Origin of the sequence: Sphingomonas sp. MA1305 (genome assembly GCF_016107325.1) — a bacterium.
GTDB lineage: Bacteria > Pseudomonadota > Alphaproteobacteria > Sphingomonadales > Sphingomonadaceae > Sphingomonas.
The window spans coordinates 142,929-159,624 of the sequence record NZ_RCVT01000004.1; the positions used below are offsets into that span (position 1 = coordinate 142,929).

General features: G+C 70.0%; 14 protein-coding genes. 8 read left to right on the forward strand and 6 right to left on the reverse strand.

Annotation, left to right across the window (positions count from 1 at the left end; translation table 11 throughout):
• The first annotated feature begins 255 nt into the window (after positions 1 to 255).
• Both D9601_RS15905 and D9601_RS15910 read left to right on the forward strand, forming a co-directional pair.
• Positions 256 to 669 (forward strand): GNAT family N-acetyltransferase, encoded by a 414-nt coding sequence (locus tag D9601_RS15905; RefSeq protein ID WP_198355069.1) that lies wholly within the window; start codon positions 256 to 258, stop codon positions 667 to 669.
• Positions 666 to 1,193: an AAA family ATPase gene (locus tag D9601_RS15910; RefSeq protein WP_198355070.1), complete on the forward strand. Its 528-nt coding sequence runs from the start codon at positions 666 to 668 to the stop codon at positions 1,191 to 1,193. The genes D9601_RS15905 and D9601_RS15910 overlap by 4 nt, the downstream gene beginning before the upstream one ends.
• A 4-nt stretch (positions 1,194 to 1,197) precedes the next feature.
• On the opposite strand, the gene D9601_RS15915 is transcribed toward D9601_RS15910, so the two are convergent.
• From D9601_RS15915 to D9601_RS15930, 4 genes are read right to left on the reverse strand one after another with little or no spacing between them, the layout of a single operon-like run.
• Entirely contained in the window at positions 1,198 to 2,400 is a 1,203-nt protein-coding gene (locus D9601_RS15915) for a hypothetical protein (protein WP_198355071.1), read from the reverse strand.
• Between the two features lie 12 nt (positions 2,401 to 2,412).
• Complete coding sequence (locus D9601_RS15920) at positions 2,413 to 4,005, reverse strand: hypothetical protein (RefSeq protein WP_198355072.1); 1,593 nt, start codon at positions 4,003 to 4,005, stop codon at positions 2,413 to 2,415.
• A gap of 50 nt (positions 4,006 to 4,055) precedes the next feature.
• Positions 4,056 to 5,612 carry a CpaF family protein gene (locus D9601_RS15925; protein ID WP_198355073.1) on the reverse strand — a complete coding sequence of 519 codons (1,557 nt, stop codon included), beginning with the start codon at positions 5,610 to 5,612 and terminating at the stop codon, positions 4,056 to 4,058.
• Between the two features lie 17 nt (positions 5,613 to 5,629).
• Positions 5,630 to 7,078, reverse strand: a complete 1,449-nt coding sequence (locus D9601_RS15930) for a glycosyltransferase family 39 protein (RefSeq protein WP_198355074.1) — start codon at positions 7,076 to 7,078, stop codon at positions 5,630 to 5,632.
• 294 nt (positions 7,079 to 7,372) lie between these two features.
• Between D9601_RS15930 and D9601_RS15935 the strand changes: the two genes are divergently transcribed.
• Positions 7,373 to 8,887, forward strand: coding sequence for a S1C family serine protease (locus tag D9601_RS15935; RefSeq protein ID WP_198355075.1), 1,515 nt, complete (start codon positions 7,373 to 7,375; stop codon positions 8,885 to 8,887).
• Between the two features lie 35 nt (positions 8,888 to 8,922).
• Here D9601_RS15935 and ada read toward each other — a convergent pair whose 3' ends face one another.
• Both ada and D9601_RS15945 read right to left on the reverse strand, forming a co-directional pair.
• Positions 8,923 to 9,951 carry a bifunctional DNA-binding transcriptional regulator/O6-methylguanine-DNA methyltransferase Ada gene (gene ada / locus D9601_RS15940; RefSeq protein ID WP_198355076.1) on the reverse strand — a complete coding sequence of 343 codons (1,029 nt, stop codon included), beginning with the start codon at positions 9,949 to 9,951 and terminating at the stop codon, positions 8,923 to 8,925.
• 197 nt (positions 9,952 to 10,148) lie between these two features.
• Positions 10,149 to 11,174: a hypothetical protein gene (locus tag D9601_RS15945; RefSeq protein ID WP_232474293.1), complete on the reverse strand. Its 1,026-nt coding sequence runs from the start codon at positions 11,172 to 11,174 to the stop codon at positions 10,149 to 10,151.
• 206 nt (positions 11,175 to 11,380) lie between these two features.
• Between D9601_RS15945 and D9601_RS15950 the strand changes: the two genes are divergently transcribed.
• From D9601_RS15950 to D9601_RS15970, 5 genes are all read left to right on the forward strand, one after another.
• On the forward strand, positions 11,381 to 11,935 hold the full coding sequence (locus D9601_RS15950) for a F0F1 ATP synthase subunit delta (protein ID WP_332838029.1): 555 nt from the start codon (positions 11,381 to 11,383) through the stop codon (positions 11,933 to 11,935).
• Positions 11,936 to 11,939: 4 nt separating this feature from the next.
• Entirely contained in the window at positions 11,940 to 13,469 is a 1,530-nt protein-coding gene (gene atpA, locus D9601_RS15955) for a F0F1 ATP synthase subunit alpha (protein WP_198355078.1), read from the forward strand.
• Between the two features lie 151 nt (positions 13,470 to 13,620).
• Entirely contained in the window at positions 13,621 to 14,496 is an 876-nt protein-coding gene (locus D9601_RS15960; protein ID WP_198355079.1) for a F0F1 ATP synthase subunit gamma, read from the forward strand.
• A 126-nt stretch (positions 14,497 to 14,622) separates the two neighbouring features.
• Positions 14,623 to 16,104, forward strand: a complete 1,482-nt coding sequence (gene atpD / locus D9601_RS15965; RefSeq protein WP_198355080.1) for a F0F1 ATP synthase subunit beta — start codon at positions 14,623 to 14,625, stop codon at positions 16,102 to 16,104.
• Between the two features lie 193 nt (positions 16,105 to 16,297).
• Positions 16,298 to 16,549 carry an ATP synthase F1 subunit epsilon gene (locus D9601_RS15970; protein WP_198355081.1) on the forward strand — a complete coding sequence of 84 codons (252 nt, stop codon included), beginning with the start codon at positions 16,298 to 16,300 and terminating at the stop codon, positions 16,547 to 16,549.
• The last annotated feature ends 147 nt before the right edge of the window (positions 16,550 to 16,696 follow it).

Consider the following 16,696-nt stretch of genomic DNA (forward strand, 5'->3'; position numbering starts at 1 on the left):
GGCGGCGCGGAAAGTCCCAAAAGTCTCACTCGTGCGGTATGGCCAATGCGCGTTTCGGGTATCCAGATGCCGGAACGTCGCAAAGGTCTCATGCACGCGCATGTCGGGCCATGCGGTGATGCGATTCTCACGCTGAGAAAGAGCAAGCAGCTGGGCTGCAGGTCCACAGTAACGAGCTGGCGGCTTGTAGGACAGCGCCGATCGGCGGGCAGGACCACTTTCGACCGAAACGGATGCGCGCTATCAGCTTCCGCCATGACCGATGTCGCGCTGCAGCTGATCGAGACGCAAGCCGCCCATCCGGCACGCGGCCGGGTACCGGTGTCGCTGTACGCGATCGTCGCCGACGGGCTGGCGGTCGGGCGGATCGTGCTGCGCCACGGCCATGACGACACCCTGCGCCTGTATGCGAGACAGGTCGGCTATGCAGTGGATCCCGCGCATCGCGGCCATGGCCATGCCGCGGCGGCGCTGATGACGTTGCGGCCGATCGCGTTGGCGGCAGGATTCACGGAATTGTGGATCGCCTGCGCGCCGGACCATCGCGCGTCGCGTCGCACGCTGGAGAAGGCGGGGGCGGTGTTCGTCGAAACGGTCGATCTGCCGCCATCCTCCGACATGTATGCGCGCGGCGAGCGGCGGACATGCCGCTACCGGCTGGACCTATGATCCTCGACCGCCTGGGGCCGCGGCTGATCGTGATGGGGCCGTCGAACAGCGGCAAGTCGACCCTGGCGCAGGCGATCGGCCGGGCGCGGGGCTGGCCGGCGGTCCATCTGGACCAACTGCATCATCGGCCCGGCAGCGACTGGGTGCCGCGACCGGCGGAGGAGTTCGCGGCGCTGCACGATGCCGCGATCCTGGCCGAGCATTGGGTGATGGACGGCAATTACACGCGCCTGCTGCCGCAGCGGCTGGCGCGGGCGACGGGATTGATCCTGCTCGACGTGCCGACGACGACCAGCCTGTGGCGCTATCTGCGACGCTGCTGGTTCGAGACGGCGCGGGCCGGCGCGCTGGAAGGCGGCCGCGACAGCGTCAAATGGGACATGCTCCACCATATCGCGGTGACCACCCGCGCCAACCGGCGGCGCTATGCGGCCATGGCGGTGACGCTGCCGGTGCCGGTGCTGCGGTTGACCGGGGCGGTGGCGCTGGCGCGCTTCTACCGGGACGAGGGGCTGCGCCGGTGAGCCTTCAGTAGAAACGGCGCGCGGTCAGCGTGCGCGTGCTGCCGTCGCACAGGCCGAGGCGGGTCACCGTGCCGGGCGCGGCGATCGACCAGTCGGCGACCGTGCTGCCCGCATAATCGGCCGGGACCGGCGCGTCGTTGATCCGGCAGATCGTCTCGCCGCCCTGCCAGCCGTCGGTGGCGGCCGGGCTGCCGCGCATGACGTGCAGGACCTTGAGCTTGCCCGGCTCCAGCCCGACAAGCAGGCCGCTGGTCGAACGCAGCGGCGGCACGTCCGCCTGCGGGCCGGGGCTGAGCACCATCCGCCCGGCGGACGGGTCGAGCAGCACGCGATAATTCTGCAGGAAGCCGGAGCCGAGGCGACCGGCGACACCGATCGTTTCGGAAAAGCCGCCGGGCGGCTCGACGCGGACCTCGACATTATGCGCGGTACGCTCGCCGATGCGCAGCACGGGCAGGATGGCGAGCGTGCTGGTGACCGGGCCGGCAAGGCCGAAGGAGATGGTGGTGGTGGACGGCAGGTCGCGGCTGCGCGTCGCCCGCCACGCCGGGGTCGACAGGGTCAGCGCGGCGCCGTCGCCGGTGTCGACGACGAGCGGCGCGACGCGGCGGCCGGCGACCGTCGCGGCGCTTTCGTAGACGCGGCGGCCCGGCGATATGCCGAGCGGCGCGAGCGCGCCCGGATAGGGCAATTGGCCAGAGGGGATCAGGCGGAAGCGGTGGTTGGCATAGTCGATGTCGAGCGCCTGGCCGGCGGTGATGTCGCGGCCGACGAGCATGTCGACGGCGCGCGCGCTGCCGGTGGCGAGCGCGGGCAGGTCGGCGACGGTGACGCCGCCGCCGCGTCGGGTGAGGCCGCCGAGCGTCAGCCGGTCGGTCGGCAGCCAGCCGATCGCGACCATGCCGCCGATCGCCGTCGCCTGGCCGCCGTCGGTGATCCGCTTCGGATCGGCGGCAGGCGAGTTGCGCGCGAGGACCGAATGGCTGACGCCGGTGTCGAGGATGGCGGTGACCGGTCGCGCGTCGAGCGTCAGGGTGAAGCGGATCTGATTGCCGGGCGTCAGGTCGAACGGCACCCAGCGCGTGTCGCTGTCGGGCGCGAGCGTGGCGATGCCGTCGCCCTGCGCGCCATTGCCCTGCGGCACCGTGGCGGCGGGCAGCAGGAGGAGGATGAGCGGTAGCAGGGCGGACGACGGGGGGCGGGGCATGCGCCACCGCCCTTATCGTGCCAGCGCCCCCTTCGATAGGCGGGATGCGCGCAGCGCATCGGCGCGGGCGGCATCGCGGATCAGCTGGTCGGTGCGATCGAAGACGGATTGCAGCGCGAACGGCGTGGCGCTGCCGCCGCGGCACTGGCCGGTACGGGCGTAGAGGCACATCGTCGGCTTCTGTCCCCCGGCCGGGGCGGCACAGGCGGTGCGGGTGAAACCGGCGGGGATACCGATACCGTCGGGATTGCCGATGATCCGGTTGATGCGGCCGGCGTCGGCGGCGAGCGCTTGGCTGGGCGTGCGGCCGTGCAGCATCGGGTCGCCGGGCAGATAGGAGGTCACGGGTACCGGACGGTGCAGTTCGACATAGCCGCCCCATTCGACCAGATCGTTGGCGAACAGCGCGACGCCGCACAGGTCGGGGTCGGCGCGCAACCGGCTGGTCAGTGCCAGCGTGTCGCTGCCTTCGACCCGCATGCCGTTGAGTTCGCGCCCGGACAGGGTGCTGGCCGAGGCGACCAGCCAGAGCGCGGCGATCGTGCCGAGGATCAGGCGGGGCGGCCAGTCCGGCCGACGCCGCGCGAGCCGGTCGGCGACGTCGACGCTGCCGATCGCGGCAAGCAGGATGAACAGCACCGCCGACAGTTCGACGAAGCGATATTCCTTGTGCGCGATCAGGCTGTGGAAGACGAGGTGGACGATCGCGGTGGCGAGGAGCGCGGGATAGCGTTTGCCGCCGATCCAGACGAGCGGCGCGATCGGGATCAGCCACCAGCGCCACATGTGCTCGAACCAGGTCACATAACCGAGCGGGCCGAGCGTGCCGTAATAGCTGGCGCGGTTCTGCAGCAGATTCTGCCGGATGTTCTCGACGAACCAGCCGAACGGCAAAAGGCCGGTGGCGAGGTCGACCAGCACGCCGAGCACGGCCATCGCCAGCGCGCCGGCGATCAGCGGCGGCCAGCGATCCGGCCGACGCCCGATCGTCGCCAATGCCAGCGTCGCCAGCGCCGGCGCATATTGGAAGCGGAACAGCCCGGCGAGCATCAGCAGCGCCCCGGCCGCCGCGAGCGCGCGGCGGTTCTGCGCGGGCGCGGCGAGCAGCACGGCCGCAGCGGGCAGCATCGCGGCGAGCGCGAATTGTTCGGACAGCGTGTGCGGGGCGAAGATCACGAACTCCGCCCAGCTCGCGGTGACCAGCCCGGCGATGGCGCCATGTGCCGGCGACAGCCGCCGCCCGAGGATCCAGGCCGTGGCAGGAAGGGTGAGCGAAACGAGCACCGCGAACAGTCGCGGCAGGACGATGTAGAGGTTGGTCGCCGGCGCCAGCGCATGGCCGAGCGCCATCGGTCCGGTGATGAGGATCGGCAGCAGCCAGTTGCGGATGCCGTAATGCGCCTCCCACGGCACGATGCCGTAGCCGAACAGCCAGCGGTGCGCCGGTTCGAGATATTGGAAGATCTCGTCGGGATGGATGATCGACGGCGTCGCCATCGCGACCAGCCGCAGGAGGAGGGCGAAGCCGAGGATGGCGGCGAGGACGACGGCGGGGCGCGCGCGCCAGGCGGAACGGATCGCCGCCGCGTGGAGGTCATCCGCCACCGGGCCCCCGCGCGGGGCGGGGGAGACAGACGTCACGGACACGGCCGCGCTTACAGGCAGGCTTCGAGGAAGGCGCTGTCGAAGCCGAACTGCTTCGCCTTGTCGAGCGTATAGGGGCGCAGGCCCATCGAGCGATATTCGCCGATGATCTTGCCGTCGGCGCTCTCGTCCAGATATTCGAACTTGAACAATTCCTGCGTCACGATCACCGGGCCTTCCATGCCGATCACCTCGGTGACGTTGGTGACGCGGCGGCTGCCGTCGCGCAGGCGCTTGACCTGGATGATCAGGTCGACGGAATCGGCGATCTGGCGGCTGATCGCCTCCTTGGGCACCTTGATGTCCGACATCATCACCATGTTCTCCATACGCGCCAGCGCCTCGCGCGGGCTGTTGGAGTGGAGCGTACACATCGAGCCGTCGTGGCCGGTGTTCATCGCGGCGAGCATGTCGAAACATTCGGCGCCGCGGATTTCGCCGAGGATGATGCGATCCGGGCGCATACGCAGCGCGTTCTTGACGAGGTCGCGGATGCTGATCTCGCCCTGGCCCTCGAGGTTCGCAGGCCGCGTCTCGAGCGGCAGCCAGTGCGGCTGCTGCAGGCGGAGTTCGGCCGCGTCCTCGATGGTCAGCACGCGCTCGCCCGGGTCGATCATCTTCGACAGGGCGTTGAGCATCGTCGTCTTGCCCGAACCGGTACCGCCCGAGATGACGACGTTGAAGCGGCTGGCGCCAGCGATCTTGAGCGCGGTCGCCATCTTCGGGCTCATCGAGCCGCCGCCGGCCATCATGTCGAGCGTGATCGGCTTGGCGGAGAATTTACGGATCGAGATGGCGGTGCCGCGCAAGCTGAGCGGCGGCACGATCACGTTGACGCGGCTGCCGTCCTTCAGGCGGGCGTCGGCGAGCGGGGTGGTCTGGTCGACGCGGCGGCCGACCGAGTTGCAGATGCGCTGCGCGATCTGGAACAGATGCTCCTCGTCGCGGAACTGGATCTGCGCGAGTTCGAGCCGGCCCTTGCGCTCGACATAGGTCTGTTCGGGACCGTTGACCATGATGTCGCTGATCGCCGGATCGGCGAGCAGTTCCTCGAGCGGGCCGAGGCCGAGCAGCTCGTCGACCAGCACCTTTTCCAGCGCGAACTGTTCGCGCCGGTTGAGCGTCAGCTTGAGCTCGGCGAGCACCTCGCCGATGATCGGGCGGAATTCCTCGGCCAGTTCGTCCTTGCCGAGCGTCGCCGCGGCTTCCGGATCGACGCGTTCGAGCAGGCGCGGCAGCACCTGTTCCTTGATCTTGTGGACCGAGGCCTCGAAGCCTTCGGAGCGGCTGTTGCCGGCGTCACCGCTGGCATTCTGGCGCTCGGTCAGCCGCGCCATCGCATCCATCGCGGTGCCCGGCATCGTGCCCGGACCGTGGCCGTCACCGCCGAGCGGATCGGGCCCGCCGAGCGGTGCCATCGCCTCCAGCGGGGGGAATTGGCTGCCGGGCAGCGGCGCCTCGCCGTCGGGGCGGGCAGTACCGCCGCCCTGCATCGGCTTGGCGACACCGAAGGCCGGCCGTACCGGCTGTCCGCTGCCCATTCCGTTGCGACGCCCGAACGCGCTCATTTACCAAATCCCCATGTTCACCGGCCGGGGTAGCCGGCAAGGCTTGACATTTTCCTAACCAAATCACGCCGCCACCAGACGGTCAGCACCACCCGCCGGCCGCCGTAGAGGCGGATCGGACGGGCGGCGGTGGCGACATAGCCGGCGCCGGCGAGATCGCGGCCGAGCGCCAGGTCGACGACCGCGGCGGGGCGGCGGGCGAGCGCAGCGGCAAGGATCGCGGGGCGCGGCTGGGGCAGCGCGTCGGCCTCGTCCGCCGCGGCGAAATGGCCGGGAAAGGCGAAGGGCGAGGCAAGGCAGGCGTGGCTGACGTGATAGAGGATCGCCGGCCCCTCGAGCACCAGCAGGCATTGGTCACGCACCTGCGGCGGCAGCGCCGCGGCGAGCGCAGCCAGCGCGCGGCGATCGCCCGTGCGGGGCGACGGCAGCAACAGGCCGGCCGCGGCGGCGAGTGCGAGCAGGGCGGCGCCGGCCGTGGCGACCCGCTGGCGCAGGGCGCGCGCCGCCAGGATGGCGAGCGGGGGGATCAGCGGCATCGCATAGTGAAAGGCGAAATAGCCGATCGCGACGAAGCCGATCGCGGTCGCCGCCACCCAGGCGGCGAGCAGCGCGCGATCGTCGGCTTGGTTGGCGCGCGTCTTGTCGTGGCGGCGCAGGCCGATGACGGCGGGGATCGCCACCGGCAGCAGTAGCAGCAGCGTCGCGATCAACTGCACGCCGGTATCGGCGGTCAGCCCGCCGGTGCGGCGCAGCACCGAATCGACGATCGCGAAGCGGAAGGCGCCGAAGCGGCCGGTCGCGGCATAGAGCGTCGCCGCCGCCGCCATCGGCAGCAGGCCGAGCGCCATCCACAGGATGACGCGTCGGATCAGCCGGGCGCCGATGCCGCTGGCGCGATACTGGCGGACGGCGAGGATCAAGCCGAAGGCGGCGCCTTCGAAGACGGCCGTGGTCTTGATGCTGATCGCCAGGCCGCAGAGCAGCATCGCGACAGCCGCGGGCAACGCGTGCGGCACGGGCATGCGCAGAACCAGCCAGGCGGCGAGCGCGGTCAGCAGGTCATAGAAGACGGGCGCTTCGCCGAGGCCGACGCCGAGCAGCGTCGAGAAGACGATGGTGGCGAGGCCGGCGGCGAGCGCCGCGGCGTCGTTCGCCCCACGCCGCGCGATCCGCGTGACGACGAGGCCGGTCAGCGCGAGCGCCAGCGTCGCGACGAGCTGATAGGCGAGGATGCCGTCGCCGGGCAGCGCGCGGATCGCGGCATAGAGCAGGAACAGGCCGGGCGGCTTGCGGTCCCAGATGTCGACATAGGGCCAGGCGCCCGACCAGATGCGACCGCCGACCAGCAGGTAGAATTGCTCGTCCACCCCCGCGATCGGATCGCCGAGCAACGGCAGGCGCATCGTCACCGCCACAATGAGCAGCAGCACGGCCACGACGGGCAGGCGGGAAACGGAGCGATCCATGCGCGATGACCATGGCGGGGGATGGTTGGCGAAGAGTTAACCATCCGGCGAAGTCGGGATACTGTCGCGCGCCTGCCGGCCAGGAGCGGGACGTTTCGTTTTCCGTGAGTTCTCCACGGCTTCCGACGCTCGTGTTCGTCGCCTGCTCCACCGGCGCCGCCGGTCTGCCCGATCGGATGCCGATCCCCGCATGTCCGGGGATCGCTGCGGGGGCGATCCGACCGGACAGTCCTGGCCGGAAGATCGCGCACGCCCCTTGATTCGGGTCGCAGGTTCGCCGACACGGCGGCCGTCATGCGCTTCCTCCGCCTGCTCGCCGTCGTGATCGTTGCCGCGCTGGGTGCAGCGCCGGCGGCGGCCGACGATATCGGCGCCACCGCCCGCGGCGTGGTGCGGGTCGTGACGATCGCGGTGGTCGACGGCCAGGTCGTCGGCTTCGGCCACGGTAGCGGCGTCGCGATCGCGCCCAACCGCATCGTCACCAACGCGCACGTCACCGAACTCGCCGAACGCTATCCCGACAATGTCGTCGTCGGCGTGGTGCCGAGCGAGGGCGACAAGAGCTTCCAGGGGCGGGTGGTCGCCTATGACGCGCAGCGCGACCTGGCGATGATCGAATTCGCCGGGACCAAGCTGCCCCCGGCGTCGCTGTACACGGGACCGGTCAACGAGGGCGATCCGGTGATCGCGCTGGGTTATCCCGGCAACGTCGATCTCGCCACCGCGCGATCGGCGGCGGACTATATCCGGCCGACCTCGCCGGTCCGGTCGGAGGGCGTCGCCTCGGGCCTGCGCAGCCTGACCGGGGTCGAGGTGCTGCTCCACACCGCCAATATCGCGCGCGGCAATTCGGGCGGGCCGCTGCTCGACCGCTGCGGCCGGGTGATCGGCATCAATTCGGCGATCACGCGCGGCGAGGAGGGCGACAGCTCGTTCGGCTTCGCCATCGCCGACACCGAACTCGCCGCCTTCCTGCGCGAGGCGAAGCAGCCGTTCCAGCAGGTCGGTACGCCCTGCACCTCGATCGAGGAGCGGCTGCGCCAGGACAGCGAGGCGGAGGCGCGCGCACGCGCCGATGCGGTGACCAGCGCCCGCGACACGGCGGCGCAGGCGGCGATGTCCCGCGAGGAGGCGCTGGCCGAGGCGCGCACCGCGGCGCTGACCCGGCGCGAGAATGTGATGGCGCTGGCCGGATTGATGCTGGTGCTGGGCGCGATGGGAATCGGCGGCGGCGGCTTCCTGCTACTGCGCGAGCAGCGGCGCGGGGCGCAGCGCAGCGCGATCGCCGGCGGTGTCGTCATGGCCGCGGCGGTCGCGGTGTTCCTGCTGCGCCCATCCGCCGAGGTGACGCTGCCCGCGACCGCGGCGGCGGTGCCGGTGGTGGCATCCGGCGCGAATGCGGCGCTCGGCAAGCTGACCTGTCGCTTCGTGCCGGAGCGCAGCCGCGTCACCGTGTCGTCGACCGAGGACGTGACGCTGAACTGGGGACGCAGCGGCTGCGTCAACGGCAGGACGCAATATCTCAGCGCCGGCGACCAATGGCAGCGGGTGCTGGTGCCGGAGGGCGAGCAGACGGTGTCGGTGGCGCATTTCGATCCCGCGACGCGGACCTACAGCAACACCCGCTACCTGCTGGGGGCGGGGGCGATGCAATCGGTACGGTCGCTGCGCGGCGACAGCGCGCTGAAAAGCTGCACCACCGATCCGGCCAAGATCGAGGCCCTGTCGCAGGCGGATGCGGCGATCCGCGCGGCGCTGCCGCCGCTGCCCAACGAGAAACTGGTGTACAGCTGCCGCAAGGGTGGTTGAGGGCACGGGTGCCGGTGCGGGGTGCAGGCTGCCGCTCAGCCCCGCTCGCGGTCGAGCAGCGCGCGCTTGCGGTCGGTGCCCCAGGCATAGCCGCCGGGTGAACCGTCGGCGCGGGTGACGCGGTGGCAGGGAACGATCACGGCGAGCGGATTGGCGCCGCAGGCGGAGCCGGCGGCGCGGCTCGCCTCCGGCCGGCCCGCGGCGGCGGCGAGCTGCGCATAGGAGCGCGTCTCGCCAGCCGGTATCGTGCGCAGCGCCTGCCACACCGCCTCCTGGAAGGCGGTGCCGCGCACGTCGAGCGGCAGGGCGGGATCGGGCGCGGCGCCCTCGACCTCAGCCACCACCGCCGCCGCGAGCGCGGCGAGGCGCGCGTCGGCAGGGGCGATCGTCGCCTGCGGGAAACGCGTCGCCAAGGTCGCGGCATCCTCGTCGAAGGCGATGCGGCACAGGCCAGTGTCGGTCGCGGCGATCAACAGCGGGCCGAGGCTGGTGGCGGCGACCGTCCAGCGGATCGTCACCCTGGCGCCGCCGCGCGCCCAGGCGGACGGCGTCATGCCCAGCCGCGGTGCGGCATCGGCATAGAAGCGGCTCGGCGCGGCATAGCCGGCCTCGTACAGGGCATGGGTCACGCTGGGCTCCTGCTGGAGATGGTCGGCGGCGCGCGCGGCGCGCAGGGCACGGGCGTAAGCGGCCGGGCTGACGCCGGTGGCGCGGGTGAAGAGGCGCTGGAAATGATGCGGGGAATAACCGACCCCGGCGGCCAGGTCGGCGAGCGGGATGGCGTCGGCGCTTTCCTCGATGCGGCGCGCGGCCTCGGCCACCGCCGCGGTGTCGCGTGCGACGCTGTCTGGCGTGCAGCGGCGGCAGGCGCGATAGCCGGCGGCGCGCGCCCCGGCCGGATCGGCGAAGATGCTGACCCGGTCACGCGCCGGCCGCCGCGCCGGGCAGCTGGCGCGGCAATAGATGCCGGTGCTGTGCACCGCGACGACGAAGCGGCCGTCGGCACGGCGATCGCGGGCCAGGAAGGCGGCCCAGGCGGCGTCGGGATCGATGGGCTCGGTCATGCGGCATGTATAGCGCGGCGCTGCCCGACCCTCATCCCGGCAGTTGCGCTCGAACTTTTTCTGCCCGCTCGCCCGCAAGGAAGGGGGCAGCATTAGCGCTGACGGGGAAGGGGGCTCCACGCAGCCTGACGGTCGTGGAGAGCCCCCTCCACCGGCTGCGCCGGTCCCCCTCCCCGCAGGCGGGGCGGAATGCGGGTTTACAGCGCCGCCATGTGGCGCACGTCCTCGTCGCCGGCGGCGAGCGCGCCGACTCGGGCGAGGCCGCGGCTGACGTCGCCGCCGGCTTTGGGCGCGAACAGGCGGGCGCGGGTGTAGCGGTCGAGCGCTTCGGGATAGAGGCCTGCCGCCTCGGCGCAGAGCGCCAGGTTGAACATCGTCGGACCGTGGTCGGGGACCATGGTGTCGACCTCGGCGAAGGCGCGGCAGGCCGCCTGCGGATCGTGCTTGGTCAGCCGCACCGCCTGTTTGAAACGGTCGGCGGCCGCGCGCGGCAGGCCGTCGCGGCTTTCGTTGACGCGGATCTTGTAGCTTTCGCGATGCGGCGCGAGGTCGAGGCGCACGTCCTGCGCGATCGATTCGATCATCGAGCCGATCGCCGCATCGACGCTGGTCTCCACCCCGGAATCCTCGCACCAGCTGCTGGTGTCGTCGCGCGTCTTGGGGGCGGCGAACAGCACGCGGCGGTCGTTCCAGCGCAGCACCCGCAGGTCGGCGCGCAACGCGATGGTGCGGCGGACGCAGGCGACGCGATAACGCTGGCGGGCGACGCACTTGCCGTCCTTCTTCTCGGTGCAGCGTTCGCGCGTCTCGCTGTAATCCTCATGGTCGACGCGCGTGCCGACGTCGCCGACGAGCAGGCCATCGGGGCGCAACGCGGCGGGGACGATGCGCGCATGGCGGACGCCGTCGCGGCCGAGGGTCGCCAGCCGCCGCTCGATCGCGTCGCCGAGCGCCGCCCCCTCCGTACCGCCGATGGCACCGACGCCGAGCGTGGGCAGCAGGCTCGCCTCGCGCGCGGTGGCGGCGAACACGCCCTCGACGCGCAGCACCTCCGCCGAGGCGGAGACGGGGAAGAGGGCGGCCAGCACCGCGGCGGCAACGGGGAGGGCGCCGGACTTCGTCGTGCCGGTGGGATCGTGCCGGGGCAAAGGCGTGCCCGCCGGCTGCGCCACCGCCTCGCGCTCGAGGGTCTGGCATGACGATTGGCGGTCTGGCTCGCGCATCCGGTGTCTCCCTTTGCGATGATGCTGGCGCGAACTAGCTGAACGGTCCGTGGCGGCCCTGTTCAGCCGGCGTTATCCTGCATCGCTTGCATCATCGCGACCCCCATGCTAGCCGCCCGCAACCCATAGCAGGTGCGAGCTTTCGCGCCCACTTCCCCATGGGCCAACAGCAGTTTCGACCACCAGTTACGAGGGGCCTCGATCGCGTGGAGACATCCGGCGGTATTCAAGCAAGCTTAGGCGGACGCTATGCGCTCGCGCTGTTCGAGCTGGCGCGCGACGCGAAGTCCATCGATGCGGTGGAGAACAGCCTGTCGCGGGTCCGCGACGCGATCGACCAGTCGGCCGAGTTCAAGGCGCTGATCGCCAGCCCGGTGGTCGCGCGTGGCGCCGCGGTGAAGGCGGTGCTCGCCGCGGGCGACCAGTTGGGCGTCGATGGCGTGACCAAGAATTTCCTCGGCGTGCTCGCCGAGAACCGCCGTCTGGGCGCGCTGCCCCAGATCATCCGCGCCTTCCGCCAGCTGGCCGCGCGCCACCGCGGCGAAGTGGCGGCGGAGGTGACCAGCGCGCATCCGCTGACCGAGGATCAGGTCGGCGAGCTGAAGCAGCAGCTGCGCACCCGCGTCGGCCGTGAGGTCGCGGTCGACCTGTCGGTCGATCCCGCGCTGCTCGGCGGGCTCGTCGTCCGCATCGGTTCCCAGATGATCGATTCGTCGATCCGTACCCGTTTGAATGCGCTCGCCAGCGCGATGAAAGGCTGACGTCATGGATATCCGCGCCGCAGAAATCTCGAAGGTCATCAAGGACCAGATCGCCAATTTCGGCACCGAGGCCCAGGTCAGCGAGACCGGCCAGGTGCTCAGCGTCGGTGACGGCATCGCACGCATCTACGGCCTCGACAACGTCCAGGCCGGCGAGATGGTCGAATTCGCCAATGGCGTGCAGGGCATGGCGCTCAACCTCGAAGCCGACAACGTCGGCGTCGTGATCTTCGGCTCGGACGCCGAGATCCGCGAGGGCGACACCGTCAAGCGCACCGGCACGATCGTCGACGTCCCCGTCGGCAAGGGCCTGCTCGGCCGCGTCGTCGATGGCCTCGGCAACCCGATCGACGGCAAGGGCCCGATCGACAGCGACCAGCGCAGCCGCGTCGAGGTCAAGGCGCCCGGCATCATCCCGCGCCAGGGCGTGTCCGAGCCGATGCAGACCGGCCTGAAGGCGATCGACGCGCTGGTGCCCGTCGGCCGCGGCCAGCGCGAGCTGATCATCGGCGACCGCCAGACCGGCAAGTCGGCGGTCGCGATCGACACCTTCATCAACCAGAAGACGGTCAACGCCGGCACGGACGAGTCGAAGAAGCTCTACTGCGTCTATGTCGCGGTCGGCCAGAAGCGCTCGACCGTCGCCCAGCTGGTCCGCACGCTGGAAGAGAATGGCGCGATGGACTATTCGATCGTCGTCGCCGCGACCGCGTCGGACCCCGCGCCGCTGCAGTTCCTCGCGCCGTACACCGGCACCGCGATGGGTGAGTATTTCCGCGACAACGGCATGCATGCGCTGATCGTGTTCGACGATCTGTCGAAGCAGGCGGTCGCCTATCGCCAGATGTCGCTGCTGCTGCGCCGCCCGCCGGGCCGCGAGGCCTATCCGGGCGACGTCTTCTACCTGCACAGCCGCCTGCTCGAGCGTGCGGCGAAGATGTCGGACGCGAACGGCGGCGGCTCGCTGACCGCGCTGCCGATCATCGAGACGCAGGCGGGCGACGTGTCGGCCTACATCCCGACCAACGTCATCTCGATCACAGACGGCCAGATCTTCCTGGAGACCGATCTGTTCTTCGCCGGCATCCGCCCGGCGATCAACGTCGGCCTGTCGGTCAGCCGCGTCGGTTCGGCCGCGCAGACCAAGGCGATGAAGAAGGTGTCGGGCTCGATCAAGCTCGAACTCGCCCAGTATCGCGAGATGGCGGCGTTCGCGCAGTTCGGTTCGGACCTCGATGCGTCGACGCAGCGTTTGCTCAACCGCGGCGCGCGTCTGACCGAGCTGCTCAAGCAGGCGCAGTTCAACCCGATGCCGTTCGAGGAACAGACCGCGTCGATCTTCGCCGGCACCAACGGCTATCTGGACGGCGTCGCGGTGCAGGACGTGGTGCGCTACGAGGCGGCGATGCTTGCCGACCTGCGCGCCAACCATGCCGACGTGCTGACCAAGATCCGCGAGACTCGCGATCTGGGCGACGAGGCGAAGGCGGGGCTGAAGGCCGCGCTCGACCAGTTCGCGAAGACGTTCGCGTAAGGTCTGCGCATAGCGGGTGACACACACACACACGCCGTCACCCCGGACTGGTTCCGGGGTCCACCGATCCACAATCGCTGATGGCGCCAGTGGTCGGGTGGATGCCGGAACAAGTCCGGCATGACGGTTGAGGGAATGGTGACGAACTAGAATGGCAAGCCTCAAGGCCCTCAAGCTTCGCATCGGCTCGGTGAAGTCGACGCAGAAGATCACCAAGGCGATGAAGATGGTCGCCGCCGCGAAGCTGCGCCGGGCGCAGGAGGCGGCGCAGAACGGCCGCCCCTATGCCGAGCGGCTGGAAGCGGTGATGGCGAGCCTCGCTGCCCGTGTCGGCGGCGTCGGCGCGTCGCCGCTGCTCGCCGGCACTGGCAAGGACCAGGTCCACGTCCTGGTCGTCGCGACCAGCGAACGCGGCCTCGCCGGCGCGTTCAACAGCAACATCGTCCGCGCCGCCCGGCGCAAGGCGGAGGAGCTGATCGCCCAGGGCAAGACGGTCAAATTCTACATCCTCGGCAAGAAGGGCCGGGTGCTGCGCCGCTTCTACGCCGATGCGATCCTCGCCGATCACGACATGTCGCACGTCAAGACGGTGTCGTTCGAGGATGCGCGGATCGTCGCCGACGATCTGATCGCGCGCTTCCTGAAGGGCGAATATGATGTCGCGCACCTGTTCTTCGCCAAGTTCGTCTCGGCGCTGGTGCAGGAACCGACCGGCCGCCAGCTGATCCCGGTGCCGTTGCCCGTCAACGCCGCGCCCAAGGCGGGTGCCGACGCCGTGGTCGAGTATGAGCCGAGCGAGGAGGACATCCTCGCCGACCTGCTGCCGCGCAACGTCGCGGTGCAGATCTTCCGCGCGCTGCAGGAAAATGCCGCGTCGGAACAAGGCAGCCGCATGAACGCGATGGACAATGCCACGCGCAACGCGGGCGACATGATCAATCGCCTGTCGATCCAGTACAACCGCACCCGCCAGGCCGCGATCACGACGGAACTGGTCGAAATCATCTCGGGCGCCGAAGCGCTCTAGTTTCGCATAACCGTCATCCCCGCGAAGGCGGGGATCCAGAGACGCAGGTTGCGTTATGGATCGAGACGGCAGAGTTTATGGATTCCCGCCTTCGCGGGAATGACGATGAAGGCAAGGAAGCATCCGATGGCAACCGCCGCAGACGACATCCGCCCGACGCAGAGCACGGGCAGCACCAACAACACCGGCACGATCGCCCAGGTCATCGGCGCGGTCGTCGACGTGCACTTCCCCGACCAGCTGCCGGCGATCCTGTCCGCACTGGAGACGAACAACAACGGCACCAAGCTGGTGCTCGAGGTCGCGCAGCATCTGGGCGAGAACACCGTCCGCACGATCGCGATGGATTCGACCGAGGGCCTGACCCGCGGCCAGAACGTCACCGACACCGGCGCGCAGATCTCCGTGCCGGTCGGCCCGGCGACGCTGGGCCGCATCATGAACGTCGTCGGCGAGCCGATCGACGAGCGCGGCCCGGTGACCACCGACCTGCGCGCGCCGATCCACGCCAAGGCGCCCGAGTTCATCGAACAGTCGACCGAGAGCGCGATCCTGGTCACCGGCATCAAGGTCATCGACCTGCTCGCGCCCTACGCCAAGGGCGGCAAGATCGGCCTGTTCGGCGGCGCCGGCGTCGGCAAGACCGTGCTGATCCAGGAGCTGATCAACAACATCGCCAAGGGCCATGGCGGCACCAGCGTGTTCGCGGGCGTCGGCGAGCGGACCCGCGAGGGCAACGACCTGTATCACGAATTCCTCGACGCCGGCGTCATCGCCAAGGATGCCGAGGGCAATGCGATCAGCGAAGGCTCCAAGGTCGCTTTGGTCTATGGCCAGATGAACGAGCCGCCGGGCGCCCGCGCCCGCGTCGCGCTGTCGGGCCTGACCATCGCGGAATATTTCCGCGACCAGGAAGGCCAGGACGTGCTGTTCTTCGTCGACAACATCTTCCGCTTCACCCAGGCGGGCGCAGAAGTGTCGGCGCTGCTCGGCCGCATCCCGTCGGCGGTGGGCTATCAGCCGACGCTGTCGACCGACATGGGCGCGCTGCAGGAGCGGATCACCTCGACAAACAAGGGGTCGATCACCTCGGTGCAGGCCGTCTATGTGCCCGCGGACGATCTCACCGACCCGGCGCCGGCGACCTCGTTCGCCCACTTGGACGCGACGACCGTGCTCAACCGCGCGATCTCGGAACTCGGCATCTATCCGGCGGTCGATCCGCTCGATTCGACCAGCCGCGTGCTCGAGCCGCGCGTCGTCGGCCAGGAGCATTACGAGACGGCGCGCGCCGTCCAGTCGCTGCTCCAGCGCTATAAGTCGCTGCAGGACATCATCGCGATCCTGGGCATGGACGAGCTGTCCGAGGAGGATAAGCTGACCGTGACCCGTGCGCGCAAGATCCAGCGCTTCCTGTCGCAGCCGTTCCACGTCGCCGAGGTGTTCACCGGCATCCCCGGCAAGTTCGTGCAGATCGAAGACACGATCCGCAGCTTCAAGGCGGTGGTCGAGGGCGAATACGACCATCTGCCGGAAGCGGCCTTCTACATGGTCGGCGGCATCGACGAAGCCGTCGCCAAGGCCGAGAAGCTGGCCAAGGAGGCGTAAGCCATATCACCTTCTCCCCTTGTGGGAGAAGGATACCGAAGCTTGGCGGCCGTGCCGCCTAGCGGAGGTTGGATGAGGGGGAAGCGGCGCGATGCGAAGCGCTAGCGTTGGGCTCGCCCCCTCACCCTCCCATCGCTGTCGCGATGGGCCCCTCCCTCTCCCACAAGGGGAGAGGGGTGTCAGGACCGAGACAATGCTGCACTTCGAACTCGTCACGCCCGAAAAGCTGATCCGCTCCGAGGAGGTCCACATGGTGGTGGTCCCCGGCACCGAGGGCGATTTCGGCGTGCTGGAGGGGCATGCGCCCTTCATGTCGACGATCCGCGACGGCGCGCTGTCGATCTACCGCACCGCCGGCGGCCAGCCGGAGCTGGTGCCGATCCAAGGCGGCTTCGCCGAGGTCAACGCCAAGGGGTTGACCGTCCTCGCCGAACAGGCGGGCTAAGCGGCGGGGGCCTCCGGCGCAGGCCGGGGCTTTTCGGTATCGACTTCAGGCTGCGTTAGGCGGGGCGGCCCACGTCAGGCCAAGACGTCGGGGGCGAGCGTGGCTTCCACCCCCACTGCCATCCCCGCAAAGTCGGGGGATCCAGAC

Coding starts and splice junctions, on each gene's coding strand:
- D9601_RS15905 (WP_198355069.1), top strand. CDS start 256: ATGACCGATGTCGCGCTGCAGCTGATCGAGACGCAAGCCGCCCATCCG.
- D9601_RS15910 (WP_198355070.1), top strand. CDS start 666: ATGATCCTCGACCGCCTGGGGCCGCGGCTGATCGTGATGGGGCCGTCG.
- D9601_RS15915 (WP_198355071.1), bottom strand. CDS start 2,400: ATGCCCCGCCCCCCGTCGTCCGCCCTGCTACCGCTCATCCTCCTCCTG.
- D9601_RS15925 (WP_198355073.1), bottom strand. CDS start 5,612: ATGAGCGCGTTCGGGCGTCGCAACGGAATGGGCAGCGGACAGCCGGTA.
- D9601_RS15930 (WP_198355074.1), bottom strand. CDS start 7,078: ATGGATCGCTCCGTTTCCCGCCTGCCCGTCGTGGCCGTGCTGCTGCTC.
- D9601_RS15935 (WP_198355075.1), top strand. CDS start 7,373: ATGCGCTTCCTCCGCCTGCTCGCCGTCGTGATCGTTGCCGCGCTGGGT.
- ada (WP_198355076.1), bottom strand. CDS start 9,951: ATGACCGAGCCCATCGATCCCGACGCCGCCTGGGCCGCCTTCCTGGCC.
- D9601_RS15945 (WP_232474293.1), bottom strand. CDS start 11,174: ATGCGCGAGCCAGACCGCCAATCGTCATGCCAGACCCTCGAGCGCGAG.
- atpA (WP_198355078.1), top strand. CDS start 11,940: ATGGATATCCGCGCCGCAGAAATCTCGAAGGTCATCAAGGACCAGATC.
- D9601_RS15960 (WP_198355079.1), top strand. CDS start 13,621: ATGGCAAGCCTCAAGGCCCTCAAGCTTCGCATCGGCTCGGTGAAGTCG.
- atpD (WP_198355080.1), top strand. CDS start 14,623: ATGGCAACCGCCGCAGACGACATCCGCCCGACGCAGAGCACGGGCAGC.
- D9601_RS15970 (WP_198355081.1), top strand. CDS start 16,298: ATGCTGCACTTCGAACTCGTCACGCCCGAAAAGCTGATCCGCTCCGAG.